Annotated in this window: 20 protein-coding genes, 2 tRNA genes and 1 rRNA gene; 8 read left to right on the forward strand and 15 right to left on the reverse strand. The window is 36.0% G+C overall.

The window, feature by feature from the left end; translation table 11 throughout:
* Position 1: 1 nt before the first annotated feature.
* From QWY88_RS09730 to QWY88_RS09750, 5 genes are all read right to left on the reverse strand, one after another.
* The gene (locus tag QWY88_RS09730; RefSeq protein WP_304546193.1) at positions 2-829 is read right to left on the reverse strand and encodes a 50S ribosomal protein L11 methyltransferase; all 828 of its coding nucleotides are present in this window, start codon (positions 827-829) and stop codon (positions 2-4) included.
* Entirely contained in the window at positions 829-1,203 is a 375-nt protein-coding gene (locus QWY88_RS09735) for a response regulator (RefSeq protein WP_304546194.1), read from the reverse strand. The genes QWY88_RS09730 and QWY88_RS09735 overlap by 1 nt, the downstream gene beginning before the upstream one ends.
* A 69-nt stretch (positions 1,204-1,272) precedes the next feature.
* On the reverse strand, positions 1,273-1,983 hold the full coding sequence (gene hisA, locus QWY88_RS09740; protein ID WP_304546195.1) for a 1-(5-phosphoribosyl)-5-[(5-phosphoribosylamino)methylideneamino]imidazole-4-carboxamide isomerase: 711 nt from the start codon (positions 1,981-1,983) through the stop codon (positions 1,273-1,275).
* Between the two features lie 25 nt (positions 1,984-2,008).
* Entirely contained in the window at positions 2,009-2,620 is a 612-nt protein-coding gene (gene hisH / locus QWY88_RS09745; protein WP_304546196.1) for an imidazole glycerol phosphate synthase subunit HisH, read from the reverse strand.
* Positions 2,621-3,526: a PDC sensor domain-containing protein gene (locus QWY88_RS09750; RefSeq protein WP_304546197.1), complete on the reverse strand. Its 906-nt coding sequence runs from the start codon at positions 3,524-3,526 to the stop codon at positions 2,621-2,623.
* An 82-nt stretch (positions 3,527-3,608) separates the two neighbouring features.
* On the opposite strand from QWY88_RS09750, the gene waaC reads away from it, so the two are divergent.
* Positions 3,609-4,610, forward strand: a complete 1,002-nt coding sequence (gene waaC, locus QWY88_RS09755) for a lipopolysaccharide heptosyltransferase I (RefSeq protein WP_304546198.1) — start codon at positions 3,609-3,611, stop codon at positions 4,608-4,610.
* Positions 4,598-5,494, forward strand: coding sequence for a lipid A biosynthesis lauroyl acyltransferase (locus QWY88_RS09760; RefSeq protein ID WP_304546199.1), 897 nt, complete (start codon positions 4,598-4,600; stop codon positions 5,492-5,494). Before waaC ends, QWY88_RS09760 begins: the two co-directional genes overlap by 13 nt.
* On the opposite strand, the gene QWY88_RS09765 is transcribed toward QWY88_RS09760, so the two are convergent.
* The 3 genes from QWY88_RS09765 to panB all read right to left on the reverse strand — a co-directional run bounded on the left by QWY88_RS09765 (position 5,491) and on the right by panB (position 8,469).
* Positions 5,491-6,552, reverse strand: a complete 1,062-nt coding sequence (locus QWY88_RS09765) for an AI-2E family transporter (protein WP_304546200.1) — start codon at positions 6,550-6,552, stop codon at positions 5,491-5,493. The two genes, QWY88_RS09760 and QWY88_RS09765, sit on opposite strands and share 4 nt — an antisense overlap.
* 91 nt (positions 6,553-6,643) lie before the next feature.
* Positions 6,644-7,657: a Holliday junction branch migration DNA helicase RuvB gene (ruvB, locus tag QWY88_RS09770; protein WP_304546201.1), complete on the reverse strand. Its 1,014-nt coding sequence runs from the start codon at positions 7,655-7,657 to the stop codon at positions 6,644-6,646.
* A gap of 20 nt (positions 7,658-7,677) precedes the next feature.
* On the reverse strand, positions 7,678-8,469 hold the full coding sequence (gene panB / locus QWY88_RS09775; RefSeq protein WP_304546202.1) for a 3-methyl-2-oxobutanoate hydroxymethyltransferase: 792 nt from the start codon (positions 8,467-8,469) through the stop codon (positions 7,678-7,680).
* Positions 8,470-8,547: 78 nt separating this feature from the next.
* On the opposite strand from panB, the gene QWY88_RS09780 reads away from it, so the two are divergent.
* Together QWY88_RS09780 and trpA are read left to right on the forward strand one after the other, a co-directional pair.
* Positions 8,548-8,949, forward strand: coding sequence for an Hpt domain-containing protein (locus QWY88_RS09780; protein WP_304546203.1), 402 nt, complete (start codon positions 8,548-8,550; stop codon positions 8,947-8,949).
* A 2-nt stretch (positions 8,950-8,951) separates the two neighbouring features.
* Positions 8,952-9,692, forward strand: coding sequence for a tryptophan synthase subunit alpha (trpA, locus tag QWY88_RS09785; RefSeq protein WP_304546204.1), 741 nt, complete (start codon positions 8,952-8,954; stop codon positions 9,690-9,692).
* Positions 9,693-9,699: 7 nt separating this feature from the next.
* Here trpA and QWY88_RS09790 read toward each other — a convergent pair whose 3' ends face one another.
* The 5 genes from QWY88_RS09790 to QWY88_RS09810 form a co-directional block, all read right to left on the reverse strand.
* A complete protein-coding gene (locus tag QWY88_RS09790) occupies positions 9,700-10,593 on the reverse strand; it encodes an esterase-like activity of phytase family protein (protein WP_304546205.1) in 894 nt (297 codons plus the stop codon).
* Between the two features lie 65 nt (positions 10,594-10,658).
* On the reverse strand, positions 10,659-11,048 hold the full coding sequence (locus tag QWY88_RS09795) for a hypothetical protein (RefSeq protein WP_304546206.1): 390 nt from the start codon (positions 11,046-11,048) through the stop codon (positions 10,659-10,661).
* A 141-nt stretch (positions 11,049-11,189) separates the two neighbouring features.
* A tRNA-Arg gene (locus QWY88_RS09800) sits at positions 11,190-11,266 on the reverse strand.
* Positions 11,267-11,329: 63 nt separating this feature from the next.
* A complete protein-coding gene (locus QWY88_RS09805; RefSeq protein ID WP_304546207.1) occupies positions 11,330-11,548 on the reverse strand; it encodes a hypothetical protein in 219 nt (72 codons plus the stop codon).
* 6 nt (positions 11,549-11,554) lie between these two features.
* Positions 11,555-11,782: a hypothetical protein gene (locus QWY88_RS09810; protein ID WP_304546208.1), complete on the reverse strand. Its 228-nt coding sequence runs from the start codon at positions 11,780-11,782 to the stop codon at positions 11,555-11,557.
* 124 nt (positions 11,783-11,906) lie between these two features.
* Here QWY88_RS09810 and QWY88_RS09815 point away from each other — a divergent pair, with 124 nt between their 5' ends.
* The 4 genes from QWY88_RS09815 to aat are packed head-to-tail and all read left to right on the forward strand — an operon-like array spanning position 11,907 to position 16,314.
* A complete protein-coding gene (locus QWY88_RS09815) occupies positions 11,907-13,142 on the forward strand; it encodes an aminotransferase class I/II-fold pyridoxal phosphate-dependent enzyme (RefSeq protein WP_304546209.1) in 1,236 nt (411 codons plus the stop codon).
* Positions 13,143-13,148: 6 nt separating this feature from the next.
* A complete protein-coding gene (clpS, locus tag QWY88_RS09820; protein WP_304546210.1) occupies positions 13,149-13,448 on the forward strand; it encodes an ATP-dependent Clp protease adapter ClpS in 300 nt (99 codons plus the stop codon).
* 3 nt (positions 13,449-13,451) lie between these two features.
* A complete protein-coding gene (clpA, locus tag QWY88_RS09825; RefSeq protein ID WP_304546211.1) occupies positions 13,452-15,656 on the forward strand; it encodes an ATP-dependent Clp protease ATP-binding subunit ClpA in 2,205 nt (734 codons plus the stop codon).
* The gene (gene aat, locus QWY88_RS09830) at positions 15,637-16,314 is read left to right on the forward strand and encodes a leucyl/phenylalanyl-tRNA--protein transferase (RefSeq protein ID WP_304546212.1); all 678 of its coding nucleotides are present in this window, start codon (positions 15,637-15,639) and stop codon (positions 16,312-16,314) included. The genes clpA and aat overlap by 20 nt, the downstream gene beginning before the upstream one ends.
* Positions 16,315-16,321: 7 nt before the next feature.
* Here aat and QWY88_RS09835 read toward each other — a convergent pair.
* Together QWY88_RS09835 and rrf are read right to left on the reverse strand one after the other, a co-directional pair.
* Positions 16,322-16,398: transfer RNA gene (locus tag QWY88_RS09835), tRNA-Thr, on the reverse strand.
* Between the two features lie 79 nt (positions 16,399-16,477).
* Positions 16,478-16,567, reverse strand: a 5S ribosomal RNA gene (gene rrf, locus QWY88_RS09840); the annotation flags it as partial.

Raw genomic sequence — 16,567 nt, forward strand, 5'->3', positions numbered from 1 at the left:
TTTATCTCTTTTTTACTACTAAACTCACCCATTCATCTTGATAGATCTTCTCAACGATCTCACAATCAGAATACGATTTTAAAACTTTATCCTCATACTTATCTAATATACCTGATAAGATTAATATACCATCATCTTTTAAAGCTTTTTTCAAATCATTTGCTAAAAATATTAATACGTCTGCAACTATATTTGCCACGACTACATCATATTGCTTCTCTAAGTTTGAGCACGAACCTTCCCAAATTTTATCAAATTCTAAATTATTCAGTTGTGCATTTTCTAGAGAATTTTTTACAGATATTTCATCCGTATCACAAGCTTCTACACTTGCTCCAAGTTTCATTGCCGCTAAAGAGAGTATACCACTACCGCATCCAACGTCTAAAACACTATCTCCAGTTTTTACATATTTTGATATTGCTTTAAGTACTGAAGCCGTTGTTGGGTGATGACCTGTACCAAATGCTAATGCAGGGTCTATTACAATATTAATTAAATCCGGATTATCTTCACTCCATGTAGGATGGATGTAAAATTTTTCTATTGCAAGTGGTTCAATGCTGTCTCTATACATTTGAACCCAATCATTGTTTTGCAGCTTTTTCTGTGTAGCCTCTAACTCGATTGTAACACCTAAAGCCTTTTGCAGTGCTTCACGAAACTGTTCCAATCCCCAAGCGATAGTTTCTAAGTCATCTTCACTTCTAATGATAAACCCATCATTGGTTTCTTCAAAACCAACAGGAAGCGTATCGGATAAAAAATCTGAAAATAGTGAATGATGAGAGGAAACTTTTACAGTGAGTTCATAATAATGCTCTTGCATTAATCAGCGATACCCATAACTGCACCAAGTTTCTCTTTTAAAACTTGTGGCGTAAACGGTTTTACAATATAGTTATTTACACCCGCTTTTAAAGCTGTAATAACCTCTGCTTTACCACCTTCTGTAGTAACCATAATGATCGGAAGATCTGTAAAACGTGCATCTGCACGAACTTTTTTCACAAGCTCTAATCCATTCATCTCAGGCATATTCCAGTCAGTAATTAACATCTCAATATCCGGGTTTGAATTCATTTGTTCCCAACCCTCAACACCATCAGCACCTTCTAGAACATCTTTGTATCCTAAACGAGCTAAAGTATTTTTAATAATACGACGCATTGTAGAGCTATCATCAACAACAAGTAATTTCAAGCGAAATCCTTTTTATATAATTTGCAAATTAATTTCGGTAATAATATCGAAATTTTTATTGTTTTACTATTAATCCAATAATTTAAACATCTTAGGCAAGTCTAAAGTACCTTCATAATATGCTTTTCCAATAATTACCCCATCAACCTCTTTAGTATCAATAAGTGCTTTAATATCGTTCTCATCTTTCACACCGCCACTCGCGATTGTACTTACGCCACTCGCACGAGCAATCTCCAGAGTAAACTCAACATTAACACCGCTAAGCGTTCCGTCTTTACCGACATCTGTACAGATTATAGCATCAACTCCGGCATTAGCAAATTCGCGTGCTAAATCAGTTGCTTTCATAGATGAAACTTCGCCCCATCCTTCTACTGCAACATAACCGTCAATCGCATCAATACCTACAGCTATCGGATATTTTGCAGCCATATCTCTTACAAATTGAGGATCTTTTACCGCGATAGAACCTAAAATGATTCTATCAATTCCGATCTCAAGCATCTTCTTGATAGTCTCTTCATCACGAATTCCACCGCCGAGTTCTAGTTTTACGTTACAGTTTGCACGAATTTTTTTAATCTGCTCTAAATTTTTAGGCTCCCCTGCAAATGCACCGTTTAGGTCAACCAAGTGTACCCACTCTGCACCCATCTCTTCAAACTTTTTTACAAGTTCCCACGGCTCGTTAGAGTATATTTTAGCACTATCCATCAGCCCTTTTGTAAGTCTTACCGCTTGTCCATCTTTTAAGTCTATTGCCGGATATAAAGTCATAAAGTGTTTGTTCCTTTGTTTCTTGTTATAAATTGATAAAATTTTCTAATATTTTTAAGCCGTTTGTATGGCTTTTTTCTGGGTGTGGCTGAATTCCCATTACGTTATTATGTGCCACTGCCGATGTAAATTCATACCCATAGTTTGTTCTCCCGATAATGTCGTTTTCATCATCGCAATTTACGTGGTACGTATGTACAAAGTAAAGGTAATGCATATCATCGAGCCCTTTAAATAAAGGGTGGTCTGTTGTAAACATTCTGTTCCAACCCATATGAGGTACTTTGAGTTTTTCATCAAATTTAGACTCATCAAAACGTGTCACTTTTCCCTTAATAAGTCCAAGCCCCTCGTGTGCACCAAACTCTTCACTGCTTTCAAACAGAAGCTGCATTCCAAGACATATTCCGAGCATCGGCTTACCGCTTGCGGCAAACTCTTTAATCGCATCGATCATGTTTCTCTCTCTAAGATGCTCCATCGCATCACCGAATGCTCCAACACCCGGTAAGATCAATTTATCGTAATTTTTAAACTTTGCAGGATCGCTCTCTACAACCGTATCTTTTCCTAAAGTAGCAAATGCATTTTGTACACTTGCCAAATTTCCCATATTGTAGTCAACTATTGCTATCATCTATTCTTCTATCTTTAATTTTGTAAATTTTATATAAACTGCCAAACTTATAAGTAAAAAGCCAACGCCAGCTACGATAAACATCGCATACTGCAATTTGTCCGGATCGGTGATCGCGAATTTAAAGACCAGCATCAACGCTTCAATAGAAAGTGCGATAATGATAGAACCTAAAAAGCGCACCATCGTTTTATGCGGTCCGGCAATATTGTGCTCTTTATGCCGCCCGAGTATCTCCTCTTCGATCAAGGTTTTGGAGAGATCAAAGATGGCCAAGGAGAGTGTAAGTAAAATTGTCGCTTCAAATACATGCTTAATATCAAAGCTTGTTGGTGTAATTTCATGTATAAAAAAGCTCTGTACCCCTTTTAAAAATAGAAGAATTGCGACAGCTAAAAGTGCGAATGAAAATGTTCCGTATGCATATTTGAAAAAGTTACTAAAACCACTGTCGAGTTTTGTGAGCTGCGCAAGGTTTAAAACTTCACCAAGCGGCATATCTATACATGCTACATATTTTAAGTTTCCGTTTTCACAGAAAATAGGAGCTGAAGCTGTTACCGTTAAATCACCCGTGATAAGTGACGGATACGGATCGGTAATTGTACAACGTTCTTCTCTTACGGCACGGTAGTAGTATGCACGGTGTGCAAGTATCTGTCCTATATTCTCTTCAATCGTTTTAGTATCAGTATATGTCGGTGAAACCTGTACACCTTTACTGTCAAGTAGATATACCCCTTCACATTTATTCAATTCTGCCTTAATTTTTAGCAGCCTTGGGATAATCATCTCTTGCGTAATTGACGGAAGTCTGTTGGGAATATTTTTAGATAAAAGATAGCAAAAATAAGCTCTTGCTTTTGTACGACTTTCTGAAAACTTTTGGATATCTATAGGTACCATTAAGTTCGACTCCTTGAAATTTATGAAATTATTATAGCAAATTGAACATAACAACTTTATTACTTTAGCTATAATTACATTAATGAAACAAGAAATAAAAAAAATAGCTATCGTTAGACTCTCCGCCCTTGGAGACATTGTTAACAGTGCTGTAGTATTACAATTTATTAAACAACTTTACCCTAACGTTGAAATTGACTGGATTACAGAAGAGGTTTTTGCTCCTATCTTAAAACATAATCCGGAACTGAACATGGTTCACACGGTAAATATCAAAGAGATTAAAAAAGAGAAAAGCTTCTCAAAACTCAAAGCGTTAATTTCAAAACTGCGTTCGCTTCCTAAGTACGATCTCGTTATAGATATGCAGGGACTTATCAAGTCGGCAATTGTTGCAAGAATAGTTTCTAAAAACACTCATGGATTTAACAAATACTCCACAAGAGAATCTTTGGCATCTCTTTTTTATAAAACGACTTCAGATATCCCTTACGAGTACAATGTTGTAAAAAGAAACTGTTTTGTTGTAGCAGATGCACTTGATTTTTCGATTACAGACACTATGCTTTTAGAAAAAAAGGCTGTATTTCCTATTACAAATCATTATACGCTGATGAAAGATAAAAAGAATATCGCTTTTGTTATCGGTGCATCATGGCCATCTAAGATCTATCCAAAAGAGCTTGTTGCAAAAATTTGTGAAAGTTTACAAGAACAAGTCTATATTATCTGGGGAAATGAGCAAGAAAAAAGTGAAGCCGAGTGGATATGTGAACAAACAGAATATGCGACACTCGCTCCAAAGATGCAGCTTGATGAACTTGTATCGTTTATCTCAAGCGTAGATCTCTTAATCGGAAATGACACAGGTCCTACACATATCGCCTGGGCACAGAACATCCCTTCAATCACGCTACTGGGACCGACAACAAAGCGTATGATATACGAAACCCCTAAAAACATAGGGATTAAATCATCTTCTGAAGTAGATATTTTAAAAATCAACAAAGATGATTACTCTATTAAAGATATCCCTTATGAGGATATTGTTCAAACTGCAAAGGATCTTTTATGCAAATGTTAGGTTATTATATTTTTCTTCTTTTTGAAAAATTTTTAATGCTCCTACCCCATTTTATAAGAAAAAAGTTTTTCTTCTCTCTGGCTTCTTTAGGGTATCTTTTTTCAAAAAGATACAGAGAGGTATCTTTTCAAAATCTTGACTTTATATTTGGTGACAAACTCTCCTACGAGGAAAAAGTTTCCATTACAAAATATGCTTTTAAAAATCTTGCTTTAAACTTTTTACATGTGATGGAGATTCGTCATATGAGTTTGGATGAACTTAAAAAGCGTGTAAAAATTGAGAATATCGAAGTTGTAGAGAAGGCAAAAAAAGAGAACAGACCGATAGTTTACGTTACGCCACACTACTCTTCATGGGAACTTGCAGGAAATAGTATAGGTGGGCTTATAAGCCCTATCTTGCCGGTATACAAAAAGATGAAAAATCAGACATATCAAGAGTGGCTTTTAGAATCACGTGATCATTTTGGAAATATCTCTTTAGAAAAGACAAATGTAGTTCGACCTTTAGTTAAGTACCTCAAAAAAGGGTATGCACCCGCTTTATTGATAGATACCAACATCAACCCTAAAGAGGGTGTAATGGTAAAGTTCTTTGGAAAAGATATTCGTCAAACTTCAACTCCGGCATTTTTAGCACGTAAATTTGATGCTGCAATTATTCCAGGTGTTATTCATACTGAAGATGAAGAGAACTTTACACTTACGTTATACGATGAGATTCCTGTTGAAAAAACAGATGATGAAACGGCAGACATTCAAAAAGCAACACAACTTCAAGCAGATTGGCTTACTTCAGTTATTACAAAAGAGCCAAAATTCTGGTTTTGGCTGCATAGAAGATTTAAAGGGGACTATCCGGAGATCTACGAAAAAAATTAGTCCTCTACGATAATTTGTTTTCGTTCACACTCCGCAGTTCTAGCCTCAAAAAGTTTTAAAATAGTCAAGAAAAATGCAGTAATTGCAGGTCCAAGTATCATTCCCCAAAAACCGAATGTTGTCAGTCCTGCAATGATTGCAAAGAAAATCACCAACTCATTCAGTTTCGCATCATCATCATTTAAAAGCTTTTTATTGATCTCTTTAATAATGATAGGTTTTATAAACGTATCGGCAATAATCGAGATCATAACAATTGAATAGAGCGCTATAAACCAGGCATTCGTACTATTTCCTATTGAAAATTCATATAACATAAACGGTAACCACATTATGATACCGCCCACTACTGGGATGAGTGATGCAAAACCGTACATAATCCCAAACAAAAGGCCATTATAACCGATGTAAGAGATAGCTAATCCAAATAAAGCACCCTCAAACATCGCAGTAGTAATGATAGAGTAAAACACAACACTCATAACAGATGAAAGTTCACGTGAAAGTAAAGTTCCGTCTTCTGAAGACATCTGTACTACACGTTTTAAAAATGAAACAATTGTTGAACCGTTATATTGTGCGAAAAAGTAAAATACAATTACTAAAAATGCATTCTTTAAAAATCCTGCCGAAAATGTTCCTACTTTCCCTGCAAATTTTATTGCTCCCGCCGTTAAAGCATTTACATCTAAGTCTTCCAAACCTCCTGCTATATAAGGCTTAAAAAAGAGTAAATAACTTGGAGGATTAGCAATCAGTTCACGAATATAATCTTCAACCTTTTTAATAGTATCTGCTTCAAGGTTATTTAATTGTAATGTTAATGTAGTTAGAAAGTATCCTAAAGGTGCAAAAAAGAGTGCTGCAAGTAATAAGCTTGAGACAAATGAAGCAGCCAGTTTAGAATGAAGATGTTTTTCCAGGTAGTTTTGAATATTGGATGTTGAAATTGCTAAAAGTGCAGCGATCGTAATAGCCATTAGATACGGTGCATATAACAGATACATCCAGTATAGTGCCGTTGCAAATAGTATTGCTATAAAATATTGTGGTTTCATTATTTTTGTCTCCTTTTACAAAGAAGTAAATTCTTTGTAAAATTCCTCTCACTAAAGCTACGCCTTACGGCGAGATTTTTCATTTCGCTTTTCAAAATAAAGTCCCGTCTGCATTTACATAATCCATATTAAGAACATCAAAAGTTGCACGTGTAGCACGTCTCCCTTTTGCTGTTCTTTCCAAGTATCCGTTTGCGATCAAGTACGGTTCAAGAACATCTTCAACCGTCCCCTCATCTTCACTCAGTGCTGCTGCAATAGTACTAAGCCCCATAGGCTTTCCTTTTGAGCTCACCAAAAGATTTAACAGTTTTATATCCATCTCGTCAAACCCGTGTGAATTGATTCCTAGTTCATTTAAGGCATACTGAGTCGTATCAAATGTAATAGTCCGCTCATCTGCAACATCAGCAAAATCTCGTACACGACGCAGTAATCTTAAAGCGATACGGGGAGTTCCACGACTTCTTTTTGCGATCTCTAAAGCAGACTCATGAACGATCTCTTTATCGAGTTTTCTTGAAGCTTGCGCAATAATTTGTGCCAACTCATCCGGAGTATAAAAATTCATGCGAAAATTCATACCGAATCTATCACGTAATGGGTTTGAAAGCATCCCGGCACGTGTTGTCGCACCGATGAGTGTAAAACGAGGTAAATCTATTTTTACCGTTTGAGCTGCGGGACCACTTCCAATGATAATATCAATGCGATAATCTTCCATAGAGGAATAAAGAATCTCTTCAACCGCAGGGGATAGTCTATGAATCTCATCAATAAAAAGGATATCACCCTCTTCCAAGTTTGTCAAAATTGCGGCAAGATCCCCGCTTTTTTCTATCATAGGTGCGGCAGTTACTTTTATATTACTTTGCATCTCATTAGCGATAATAAGGGCGAGTGTAGTTTTCCCTAGTCCCGGAGGGCCGTAAAAGAGAACATGGTCAAGCGCTTCATCACGCTTTTTACTCGCTTCTATAAATACGCCAAGATTTTTTTTGATCTGATCTTGGCCGATATACTCACTCCAAGCATCAGGGCGTAAAGTTACTTCAGAACTCTCCTCTTCAGCATTAAATGTCTCAATCTCTACTACGCGTTCCATCTTAGCAACTCTTCTTCATCTTAATAGGTATGTTCCTCTTTTGGAAATGTTTTGTTTTGTACCTCATCGGCATACTGTGCAACTGCATCTTTTACCACTGTCGCACCGTCAAGATATTTTTTTACGAACTTCGGAGTAAACTCTTCGAAAAATCCAAGCATATCAGAAAATACCAACACCTGTCCATCAACATCGGCACCTGCACCTATCCCAATTACAGGGATAGCAACAGACTCTGCAATCTCTTTGGCAACATCTGCTTTAGTACCCTCGATCACCATACAAAAAGCACCCGCTTTTTCAACCGCTTTAGCATCTTTTAAAAGCTGCTCTTTTTCCTCTTCGGATTTGCCTTTAACTTTGTACCCGCCTTCACTTCTTACAGACTGTGGTAAAAGCCCTATGTGACCACATACAGCGATCCCATTTGTTGTAAGGTGTTTGATAATGTCGGCTTTATCTTTTCCACCCTCAATCTTCACACAGTCAGCTGAAGTGTTTTGAAACACTTTTGTGGCATTTTTCAGTGCTTCTTTTTTGTTTAAATATGTACCAAAAGGCATGTCACATACGACAAAAGTATCTTTTGCCCCATTACATACTGCATTTGTATGGTAGATCATCTGATCAAGTGTAGCACTAATAGTATCGCCTTTGCCTGCAAAGCTCATATTTAAACTATCACCCACTAAAATCATATCTGCACTATTTTCAAAAAGTTTCGCAAAAAGCGCATCATATGCAGTGATCATTACTAACGGTTTTACACCTTTTTGCTTTTTTATAGAAGATATAGTTAATTTTTTACCCATTTAAAGACTCTTTTTATATTAATTCTAGTATTTTAACCAAAAATTGCTATAATTTGAACAATACAGGAGAATTATTTAATGGGTATAAGAAGTGATTTAGATGCCAATTTTGATTTTGAAATAGTCGATGAGTTTCTGGATCACTACTCTATGATGATCGATAGTATGGAAGTGATGGTTATAGACCTTGACAAGCCAAATATGTATAAAAGAAGCGTAAGCGAACTTTTCCGCGTATTTCACAATATCAAATCTGCTTCAAGCTATTTAAAAATTGAACCTATGGCAAAACTTGCTGCCTTTGTTGAATCGGAACTTGAAGAGTTACGTGAAAAAGAACCCCCTATAAATGATGAAACAATTAACTGGCTTCTTGAAGTAAGTGATATGTTTGCAGCATGGCAAGATGATCTAAAGCTCGATAACGAGCTCTCTAAAATAAAATTCTCTTTATTAAAAATCCCAGATACGGACAAATAACTTTGAAAGACTTAGTAGCATATATAACTTCTGGCTATCCAGAAAAAGACTTTACGATTGATTTAGCACTCTCTTTAGGAGAAAACGGTGTAGATACACTAGAGTTAGGTGTACCGTTTTCCGATCCCGTTGCAGACGGACCGGCAATTGAAGCTGCAAATCATAAAGCATTATCACTTGGATTCAAGTTTAAAGACTTACTTGAGATCTCACACGCAGTTGCTCCTGCGGTAGATACTTTATGGATGGGGTATTTTAACAGTTTTTATCAGCAAAATATGGACTTGCTTCTTCCAAAAGCACAAGAGCTTGGTGTAAACGGACTAATTATTCCCGATCTTCCTCACGAAGAAGCACTGAGATATAAAGACCTGTTTGATGCAAACAACCTTGCAAACATTAGCTTTGTAGCACCTACAGATAGTCCTGAACGTATTAAAGAAGTTGTAAGTGATGCACAAAAATTTATCTATATGGTTGCATATACTGGAATTACAGGTGCAGGTGTGAGTGAAGATTTACAACCGTTTTTAGCTACGATCAAAAAGTTTACGCAAACTCCTGTTTATGTAGGTTTCGGTGTAAATGAAAAAACGGCAAAAGATAAAGTAAAAGGTGCTGACGGTGTAATTGTCGGAAGTGCATTTATCAATATCTTGCTTCAAGACTCTCTCTCTTTCAACGAAAAGATCCACAGATGTTCCGATCTTGCAAGAGAGATCAAAGATAAAATCAACAGTTAAGTAAACTTTACCCTTTTACTATTTCAAACAATACTAAAAGGGTATTTTGAAATAAACTGTCATTATCGTCACTTACCATCAGGTAAGTGTTTTTGTCTACTTTTTCAATCCCCTCGAAATTATCTATTTTCCATCCATCTTGAGAACTTATCTTAGCCAATGATTCTGTACTACAAGTACCATCTATACAACTTGAGAGATCAATTTTTAAGATCTGTGTAGTTCTTGCTCTTGTAAAGATATTAGTATCTCTCATCAACACTATTACATTGTGGGTATCTATAAACTTGATATCGGTGATAAATCCCTCTGCATCAAATTTCCAAGTAAAATCTCTCGAATAAATTCTATGTTTCTTCTTCTTTTTCAAAGGGGCTTCGGGTGCGGTAATAATTCCATACAAAGAGCTGTAAGCAACTGATTCTAAGCCTTTGTTTATACTCTCATAGTTCTCATTTTTTCGAAGTTTTTTATTGAGCTTAATCGATTTATAACAATTTCCGTAAAGATCATACAGTTCAACTCTGTTTTTTCCCTCAAAAGAGATAGCTACACCTTTACCGTAGATATCCATCCCCTCTGCATCTCGAAAATTTTTAGAGAGTTTTTTACCCTGTTTATCTTTTAAAGAGTAACTGTTTTTATATTTAAATGTTTCAATCTTTTTATCTTTGATAGCAAAATCAAAATGAAGTAATCTTCCTTTATCACTTAAGCAGTAAAGAGTATTCTCTTTTAAGACCAGTGCAGAAAATTCACTCAGTTTATCATCGAATGAAGAGAGTTTTTTTGTATCTAATATATGGATCTTCCCTATTTGACACTCTTGTTCTCCATTTGGACAAATTGTATATGCGAATAAATTGCTTAAGAGTAAAAAGGGGATAATTAAAAGTTTCATATTATGATTATAGCGTGTTTGAAGTTTGTGTAACTTAATGGTGCGTCAAAAGAAATCTACTAACTTTACTCAGTAAAATTAGCAAATGCACCTTCAACGCTGAGAACACTTTTATATTTTGTATTTGTAAGCTGTACCCGTTTTGTTTTTAGATCACAAACCGCTATACGAAAACTTGAACCCATATACGGTTCGACAATACAGATAATTTTCTCCCCTATTTGACGTGTTGCATGAATATTGCCTTGAAGCGTCGGGAAAAAATATTGTGGATAACTCAAAGGTGTAATTTCAACGATCTCGACACTCTCTCTTTTCTTTAGACTCTCTGCTAGTATCTCAGCATCTTCAAAAGTCTCACACTGAACACACCAATCATCAAATTTTTTGTTAAAATGATGAAGATCCTCATCTAAAAAACCACCTGCCGGTGACTGTAAAGCAAATATTTTCATATTCCTAACCTAATATACGGTGATAAATTTTGATCAAACTTAAGATGACCACTTGTAACTGTACTATAAGCCCGTTTCAATTGTTAATTAAATGAAAAGTTGATTATTTATTATATTTTGAAGTTTATTAAAGAAAGTTAATGGTGCGCCCGAAGAGATTCGAACTCCTGACCGCCGGTACCGCAAACCGGTGCTCTATCCAGCTGAGCTACGAGCGCACATCCATTTAAAGGAGGCTGAAATTATAGCACCTAAAGCTTAGAGTTTCCTAAAACAAAAAGCTATTTATCTATTTTCTCCATAATTTCATCTATTTTTTTATTTTGCATGTAAAGTTCATACGACTGTCTTACATAAGCTTGAAGCATAGTCTTTGCATCATTATTTCCATCATAGTTGAAATCTCTCTCCATCTGTGATTGTAAAAACTTGGCAAAATCATCATCAACATCTACGTCAAATCTTCTACCGCCAATATGCAAGCCTAACTTTTTACTCATTAAGATTTAGTCCAATATACTTTCAATTTTGTTTACAATCTCATCAATCTCTTGATCTTTTTGTAAATTTAACTCTGTTAACTTTTCGATCTCTTGGTCTTTGAGCTCTTTCTCAGCTTTTAAAGTCACCAGTTCATTTCTAAGAATTTCATTCTCACCTTTTAAGTCGTATAACTGTTGTAAAATCTCTGAAACCTTCTCACTTAAAACATCTAAAGAAGTTTTTTCTTCCATCTGTAATCCTAAAATTTATTTCTCATTTATATTCTTGTAATTCTATCATAATTCAATACAATAGGATATTTTTTATATCAAATTGGATATAATTTATAAAATTAAGAATTAGGTATGAATCAAGATGGATAACTTTGAAAAATATTGTACTCAGTTTGTTCAAGAGGTTGGCTCTAAAGAAGGGGCAATTTCTCCAACAATAACTTCTTCAGCATCATTTGCATATGGTGATTGTGAGACAGCAGAAGGTATATTTAACGGCAGTGTAAAAAAGCCTTTATATTCTCGTGTCGGCAATCCAACAAGTGCAAAATTAGAATCTTTAATGGCAATGATGGATGATGGAGTGGGTGCAGTAGCTACAAGTTCAGGAATGGGCGCTATCAGTTTAAGTGTTATGAGCTTACTTTCTAGCGGGGATGAAGTTATAAGTATCGGTGGTCTCTTTGGCGGGACATATTCATTCTTCAATGAAACAGTCTCAAGATTTGGGATTAAAACACACTTTTTCGATGTTGATGAATTAGATAATATCAAAAAAGCGATCAATGCAAATACTAAAATCATATTTTTAGAGAGTGTAGGTAATCCAAATATGAGACTGCCGGATATCAAAGCAGTTGCTCAGATCGCAAATGATGCAGGTGTTGCTTTAATTGTTGACAATACAATTACACCCCTTAGTATTAAACCGCTAGAGTTAGGTGCAGACATAGTAGTCTATTCAACAACAAAAATTATCTCTGGAAATGCTTCAGCACTTGGCGGATGTGCAGTTTTCCGTCCAATCAATGAAGGGGATGACAAATTTAAGTCTGAAAGATACCCTTTTATGGCGAAATTTATTAAAGGTGCCGGGAAAATGGCACTTGTACCAAATGCTAAAAAAAGAGCACTTAGAGATTTCGGGATGAGTGCAAATGCACATGCATCGTATCAAACAATGCTAGGCTTAGAAACTTTAGCTCTTAGAATGCCAAGAGTCGTAAATAGTGTAGAGGTTATTGCAAAAGAGTTAAGCAAAAACGGTCTGGCGATCAACCACCCTTGTTTAGAATCTCATCCACATCACGAACGTTATAACAGTGACTTTAAAAACGGGTGTGGAACACTGCTTACTATCGATATGGGTTCAAAAGAAAAAGCATACCAGTTTCTCAATAGAACAAAACTTGCAACTATAACAGCAAATATCGGAGACAGCAGAACTCTCGCTCTTCATATGGCATCTACAATTTATAGTGATTTTAATGAAGATGAGAGAGAATTCCTAGGTATAACAGATGGACTTATCCGTGTCTCTATCGGACTAGAAAATCCACAGGATATCATTGAAGATTTTTTAAACGCAGCAAGGTAATTAAAGATGGCAACTGATACAATATATGAAGTTTCACAAGATTTAAAACTACAGTATCCAAAAAAATATAAAGTTTATCTTTTAAATGACGACTATACTACTATGGATTTTGTGATCGACGTGCTGATGAATATCTTTCGTAAAAGTTATGAAGAAGCACAAGATATAATGTTAGAGGTACACAAAAAAGAGAGAGGTCTTTGTGGTGTTTATACACACGAAATCGCAGAGACGAAAGTGATGCAAGTGCTCACTAAAGCTAAAGACAATGGTTTCCCTTTAAAAGCCACTATGGAAGAGGAATAAGCTATGATAAGCCCTACTTTAAATGATATCTTTCAAAAGTCTATACTGTTCGCTAAAGAATCACGCCATGAATACTTAACAATTGAGCATGTATTTTATCTTCTTCTATCTTCATCTGAAGGGGCTTATATTATTGAGGCATGTGGTGGAGATGTTCTTCAGATGAAAACTGCTTTGGCAAACTACATCAAAGACAATATTGAAAAACTGCCGGAGAATGTACATCAAGAGCCGTACGAAAGTGTAGCTCTTTCACGCTTGATCGATAAAATGGTACGTCATATCCAATCAGCTGGACAGATGAGTGCCGATGTAGGTGATCTGATCGCCGCTTTATATGAAGAAGAAAACAGCTTTGCATATATGCTGCTAGAGCACTACCAGATCTCTAGACTCGATATTCTAGAGATGATCTCCCATACAGATATAAAAGAAGATATCCAAGAAGATAAAGAATCAGCATTAGAAAAGTATTCTATTAACCTAATCAAAAAAGCAAAAGAGGGAAAAATCGATCCCGTTATCGGTCGCGATGAAGAGATCAGACGTGTTACACAAATTTTATGTAGACGTAAAAAGAACAATCCTATTTTAGTTGGTGAACCGGGTGTCGGTAAAACTGCTATTGCAGAAGGTCTAGCTCTTAATATTGCTGCAGATAATGTACCACAACTTCTTCAAGGGTCTGAGCTCTACGCACTTGATCTAGGAGCTTTACTAGCAGGTACTAAATACAGAGGTGATTTTGAAAAACGTCTTAAAGCCGTAATGGATGAACTCAAGAAAAAGCCTAAAGCTATTTTATTTATTGATGAGATACATACACTCATAGGAGCAGGAAGCACAAGCGGGACTATGGATGCAGCAAATCAGCTAAAACCGGCTCTGGCTTCAGGTGAGATCAAATGTATGGGTGCTACTACTTTTGCCGAGTATAGAAACGGTTTTGAGAAAGACAAGGCATTAAGCCGTAGATTTTCAAAAGTTGATGTTGATGAACCATCTGCAGATATAAGTTACCGAATCTTAAAAGGTCTAAAAAGTAAGTATGAACAACACCATAATGTTGAATACACAAACAAAGCATTAAAAACAGCCGTAGATCTTTCAAAAAGATATATTACCGACAGATTTTTACCAGATAAAGCTATTGATCTAATCGATGAGACAGCAGCATCTTTCCATCTTAAAAAATCTCATAAAGTAAAAGTGAGTGCAAAAGATATACAAAATACTATCTCAAAGATGGTAGGAATATCAAATGGGCAGATGAGCAGTAACGATATTAAACTCTTAGAAGATTTCGAAAGTAAACTCAAACAAAGAGTGATAGGACAAGACAAAGCAGTCGATATTGTAGCCCAAGCGATCAAAATATCTAAAGCGGGACTCACACCAGAGAATAAACCTATTGCATCATTTTTATTCTCTGGTCCTACAGGTGTAGGTAAAACTGAACTAGCTCTTGCTTTGAGTCAAACACTTGGTATCCATTTTGAAAAATTTGATATGAGTGAATATATGGAGAAACATGCACTTTCTCGCTTAGTAGGTGCACCTCCAGGATATGTAGGATATGAGCAAGGCGGATTGCTTACAGAAGCTATCAAAAAACACCCTTATTGTGTACTTTTACTTGATGAGATAGAAAAAGCGCATCCCGATCTTGTAAATATTTTACTTCAAATTATGGATAGTGCAACATTGACCGATAACAATGGATATAAAGCAAACTTCCAAAATGTAGTACTTATTATGACCTCAAACATTACAGCAGGTTCAAGAGCTGTTATGGGATTTAATAAAGATGATTCTCTTTCAAAAGATGAGGAACTAAAATCTTTCTTTGCACCGGAGTTTAGAAATAGACTAGATGCCATTGTAGAGTTCAATCAACTGACACAAGAGATCGTAGAGGGAATTGTTGAGAAATTTATAAACGATTTAAATAGTGAACTTAAAAAGAAAAAAATCGTTGTAACTATTAATGAAGATGCAAAAAAATTCATTGCTAAATCTGCTTATTCTAAAGAGATGGGTGCTCGACCGCTTAAAAGATATATACAAGACAATATTACAAATAAACTCAGCAACGAGATACTCTTTGGAAAACTCAAAAACGGTGGCTATGTAGATGTTACAGCTACTACAGATAATTTAGAACTTGCTTTTAGAGCAATTGAGACAGATGATACCGGAGCTCAATAAATACTCCCTGACATTCCCAAATCCAAGAGATACCAACGAAGACGGTATTTTGGCTTGGGGTGGTGACTTAAACCCTTCTAGACTTCTTCGTGCTTACCAAAACGGTATATTCCCTTGGTACTCACACGGTGATCCTATTCTTTGGTGGTCACCGGATCCTAGACTTATTATGGAACTTAAAGACTTTAAACTCTCCAAGTCACTCAAAAAAAGTATGAAAAAGTTTACATATAAGTTTGATACAAACTTTCGAGAAGTGATGATTAAATGTGCTGCTACACCGAGAAAAGACCAAATGGGTACGTGGATCAACAATGATGTTATTGAAGCATATACTGAGCTTCATCATATGGGGTATGCCCATTCTATTGAGAGTTACTATGACGGTGAATTAGTCGGTGGTCTGTATGGAGTAGTAGTTGGTAAAGTATTTTGCGGTGAATCTATGTTTGCTCATATGAGTGATGCTTCAAAAGCTGCTTATGCTACTCTTATCCTACATCTTAAAGAATGGGGATACGATTTTATCGACTGTCAAGTCCCAACCAATCATCTTAAAAGTTTAGGTGCTAAAGAGGTTGCAAGAGATTATTTTCTTTATAGATTAGAACAATCTGCTTTTGAAAATTTAGATCATCAATGGGGAATAAAGGATTAGTTTTGAGTGGTGCCGACACGAGGATTTGAACCCCGGGCCTGCTGATTACAAATCAGCTGCTCTAGCCAACTGAGCTATGTCGGCAAATTTTCAACACTTCTATACTCTTCTAGTTTTTCAAATGAATAGTAAGTAAAATGTGAAATAAAAAGAATTTGATCGAACTAGGCAGCGACCTACATTCCCACACCCGTGGGGTGCAGTATTATCAGCGATGAGAGGCTTAGCTTCTGGGTTCGGAATGGGACCAGGC

Source organism: Sulfurimonas sp. hsl 1-7 (genome assembly GCF_030577135.1).
In the GTDB taxonomy this organism is placed as follows: domain Bacteria; phylum Campylobacterota; class Campylobacteria; order Campylobacterales; family Sulfurimonadaceae; genus Sulfurimonas; species Sulfurimonas microaerophilus.

What these genes read in the sequence shown, in the direction of transcription:
- QWY88_RS09760 (WP_304546199.1), top strand. Translation starts at nt 4,598, where the DNA reads ATGCAAATGTTAGGTTATTATATTTTTCTTCTTTTTGAAAAATTTTTA.
- hisA (WP_304546195.1), bottom strand. Translation starts at nt 1,983, where the DNA reads ATGACTTTATATCCGGCAATAGACTTAAAAGATGGACAAGCGGTAAGA.
- QWY88_RS09810 (WP_304546208.1), bottom strand. Translation starts at nt 11,782, where the DNA reads ATGGAAGAAAAAACTTCTTTAGATGTTTTAAGTGAGAAGGTTTCAGAG.
- clpA (WP_304546211.1), top strand. Translation starts at nt 13,452, where the DNA reads ATGATAAGCCCTACTTTAAATGATATCTTTCAAAAGTCTATACTGTTC.
- QWY88_RS09765 (WP_304546200.1), bottom strand. Translation starts at nt 6,552, where the DNA reads ATGAAACCACAATATTTTATAGCAATACTATTTGCAACGGCACTATAC.
- QWY88_RS09730 (WP_304546193.1), bottom strand. Translation starts at nt 829, where the DNA reads ATGCAAGAGCATTATTATGAACTCACTGTAAAAGTTTCCTCTCATCAT.
- panB (WP_304546202.1), bottom strand. Translation starts at nt 8,469, where the DNA reads ATGGGTAAAAAATTAACTATATCTTCTATAAAAAAGCAAAAAGGTGTA.
- QWY88_RS09790 (WP_304546205.1), bottom strand. Translation starts at nt 10,593, where the DNA reads ATGAAACTTTTAATTATCCCCTTTTTACTCTTAAGCAATTTATTCGCA.
- waaC (WP_304546198.1), top strand. Translation starts at nt 3,609, where the DNA reads ATGAAACAAGAAATAAAAAAAATAGCTATCGTTAGACTCTCCGCCCTT.
- QWY88_RS09795 (WP_304546206.1), bottom strand. Translation starts at nt 11,048, where the DNA reads ATGAAAATATTTGCTTTACAGTCACCGGCAGGTGGTTTTTTAGATGAG.
- hisH (WP_304546196.1), bottom strand. Translation starts at nt 2,620, where the DNA reads ATGATAGCAATAGTTGACTACAATATGGGAAATTTGGCAAGTGTACAA.
- QWY88_RS09805 (WP_304546207.1), bottom strand. Translation starts at nt 11,548, where the DNA reads ATGAGTAAAAAGTTAGGCTTGCATATTGGCGGTAGAAGATTTGACGTA.
- QWY88_RS09815 (WP_304546209.1), top strand. Translation starts at nt 11,907, where the DNA reads ATGGATAACTTTGAAAAATATTGTACTCAGTTTGTTCAAGAGGTTGGC.
- clpS (WP_304546210.1), top strand. Translation starts at nt 13,149, where the DNA reads ATGGCAACTGATACAATATATGAAGTTTCACAAGATTTAAAACTACAG.
- QWY88_RS09780 (WP_304546203.1), top strand. Translation starts at nt 8,548, where the DNA reads ATGGGTATAAGAAGTGATTTAGATGCCAATTTTGATTTTGAAATAGTC.
- QWY88_RS09750 (WP_304546197.1), bottom strand. Translation starts at nt 3,526, where the DNA reads ATGGTACCTATAGATATCCAAAAGTTTTCAGAAAGTCGTACAAAAGCA.
- ruvB (WP_304546201.1), bottom strand. Translation starts at nt 7,657, where the DNA reads ATGGAACGCGTAGTAGAGATTGAGACATTTAATGCTGAAGAGGAGAGT.
- aat (WP_304546212.1), top strand. Translation starts at nt 15,637, where the DNA reads ATGATACCGGAGCTCAATAAATACTCCCTGACATTCCCAAATCCAAGA.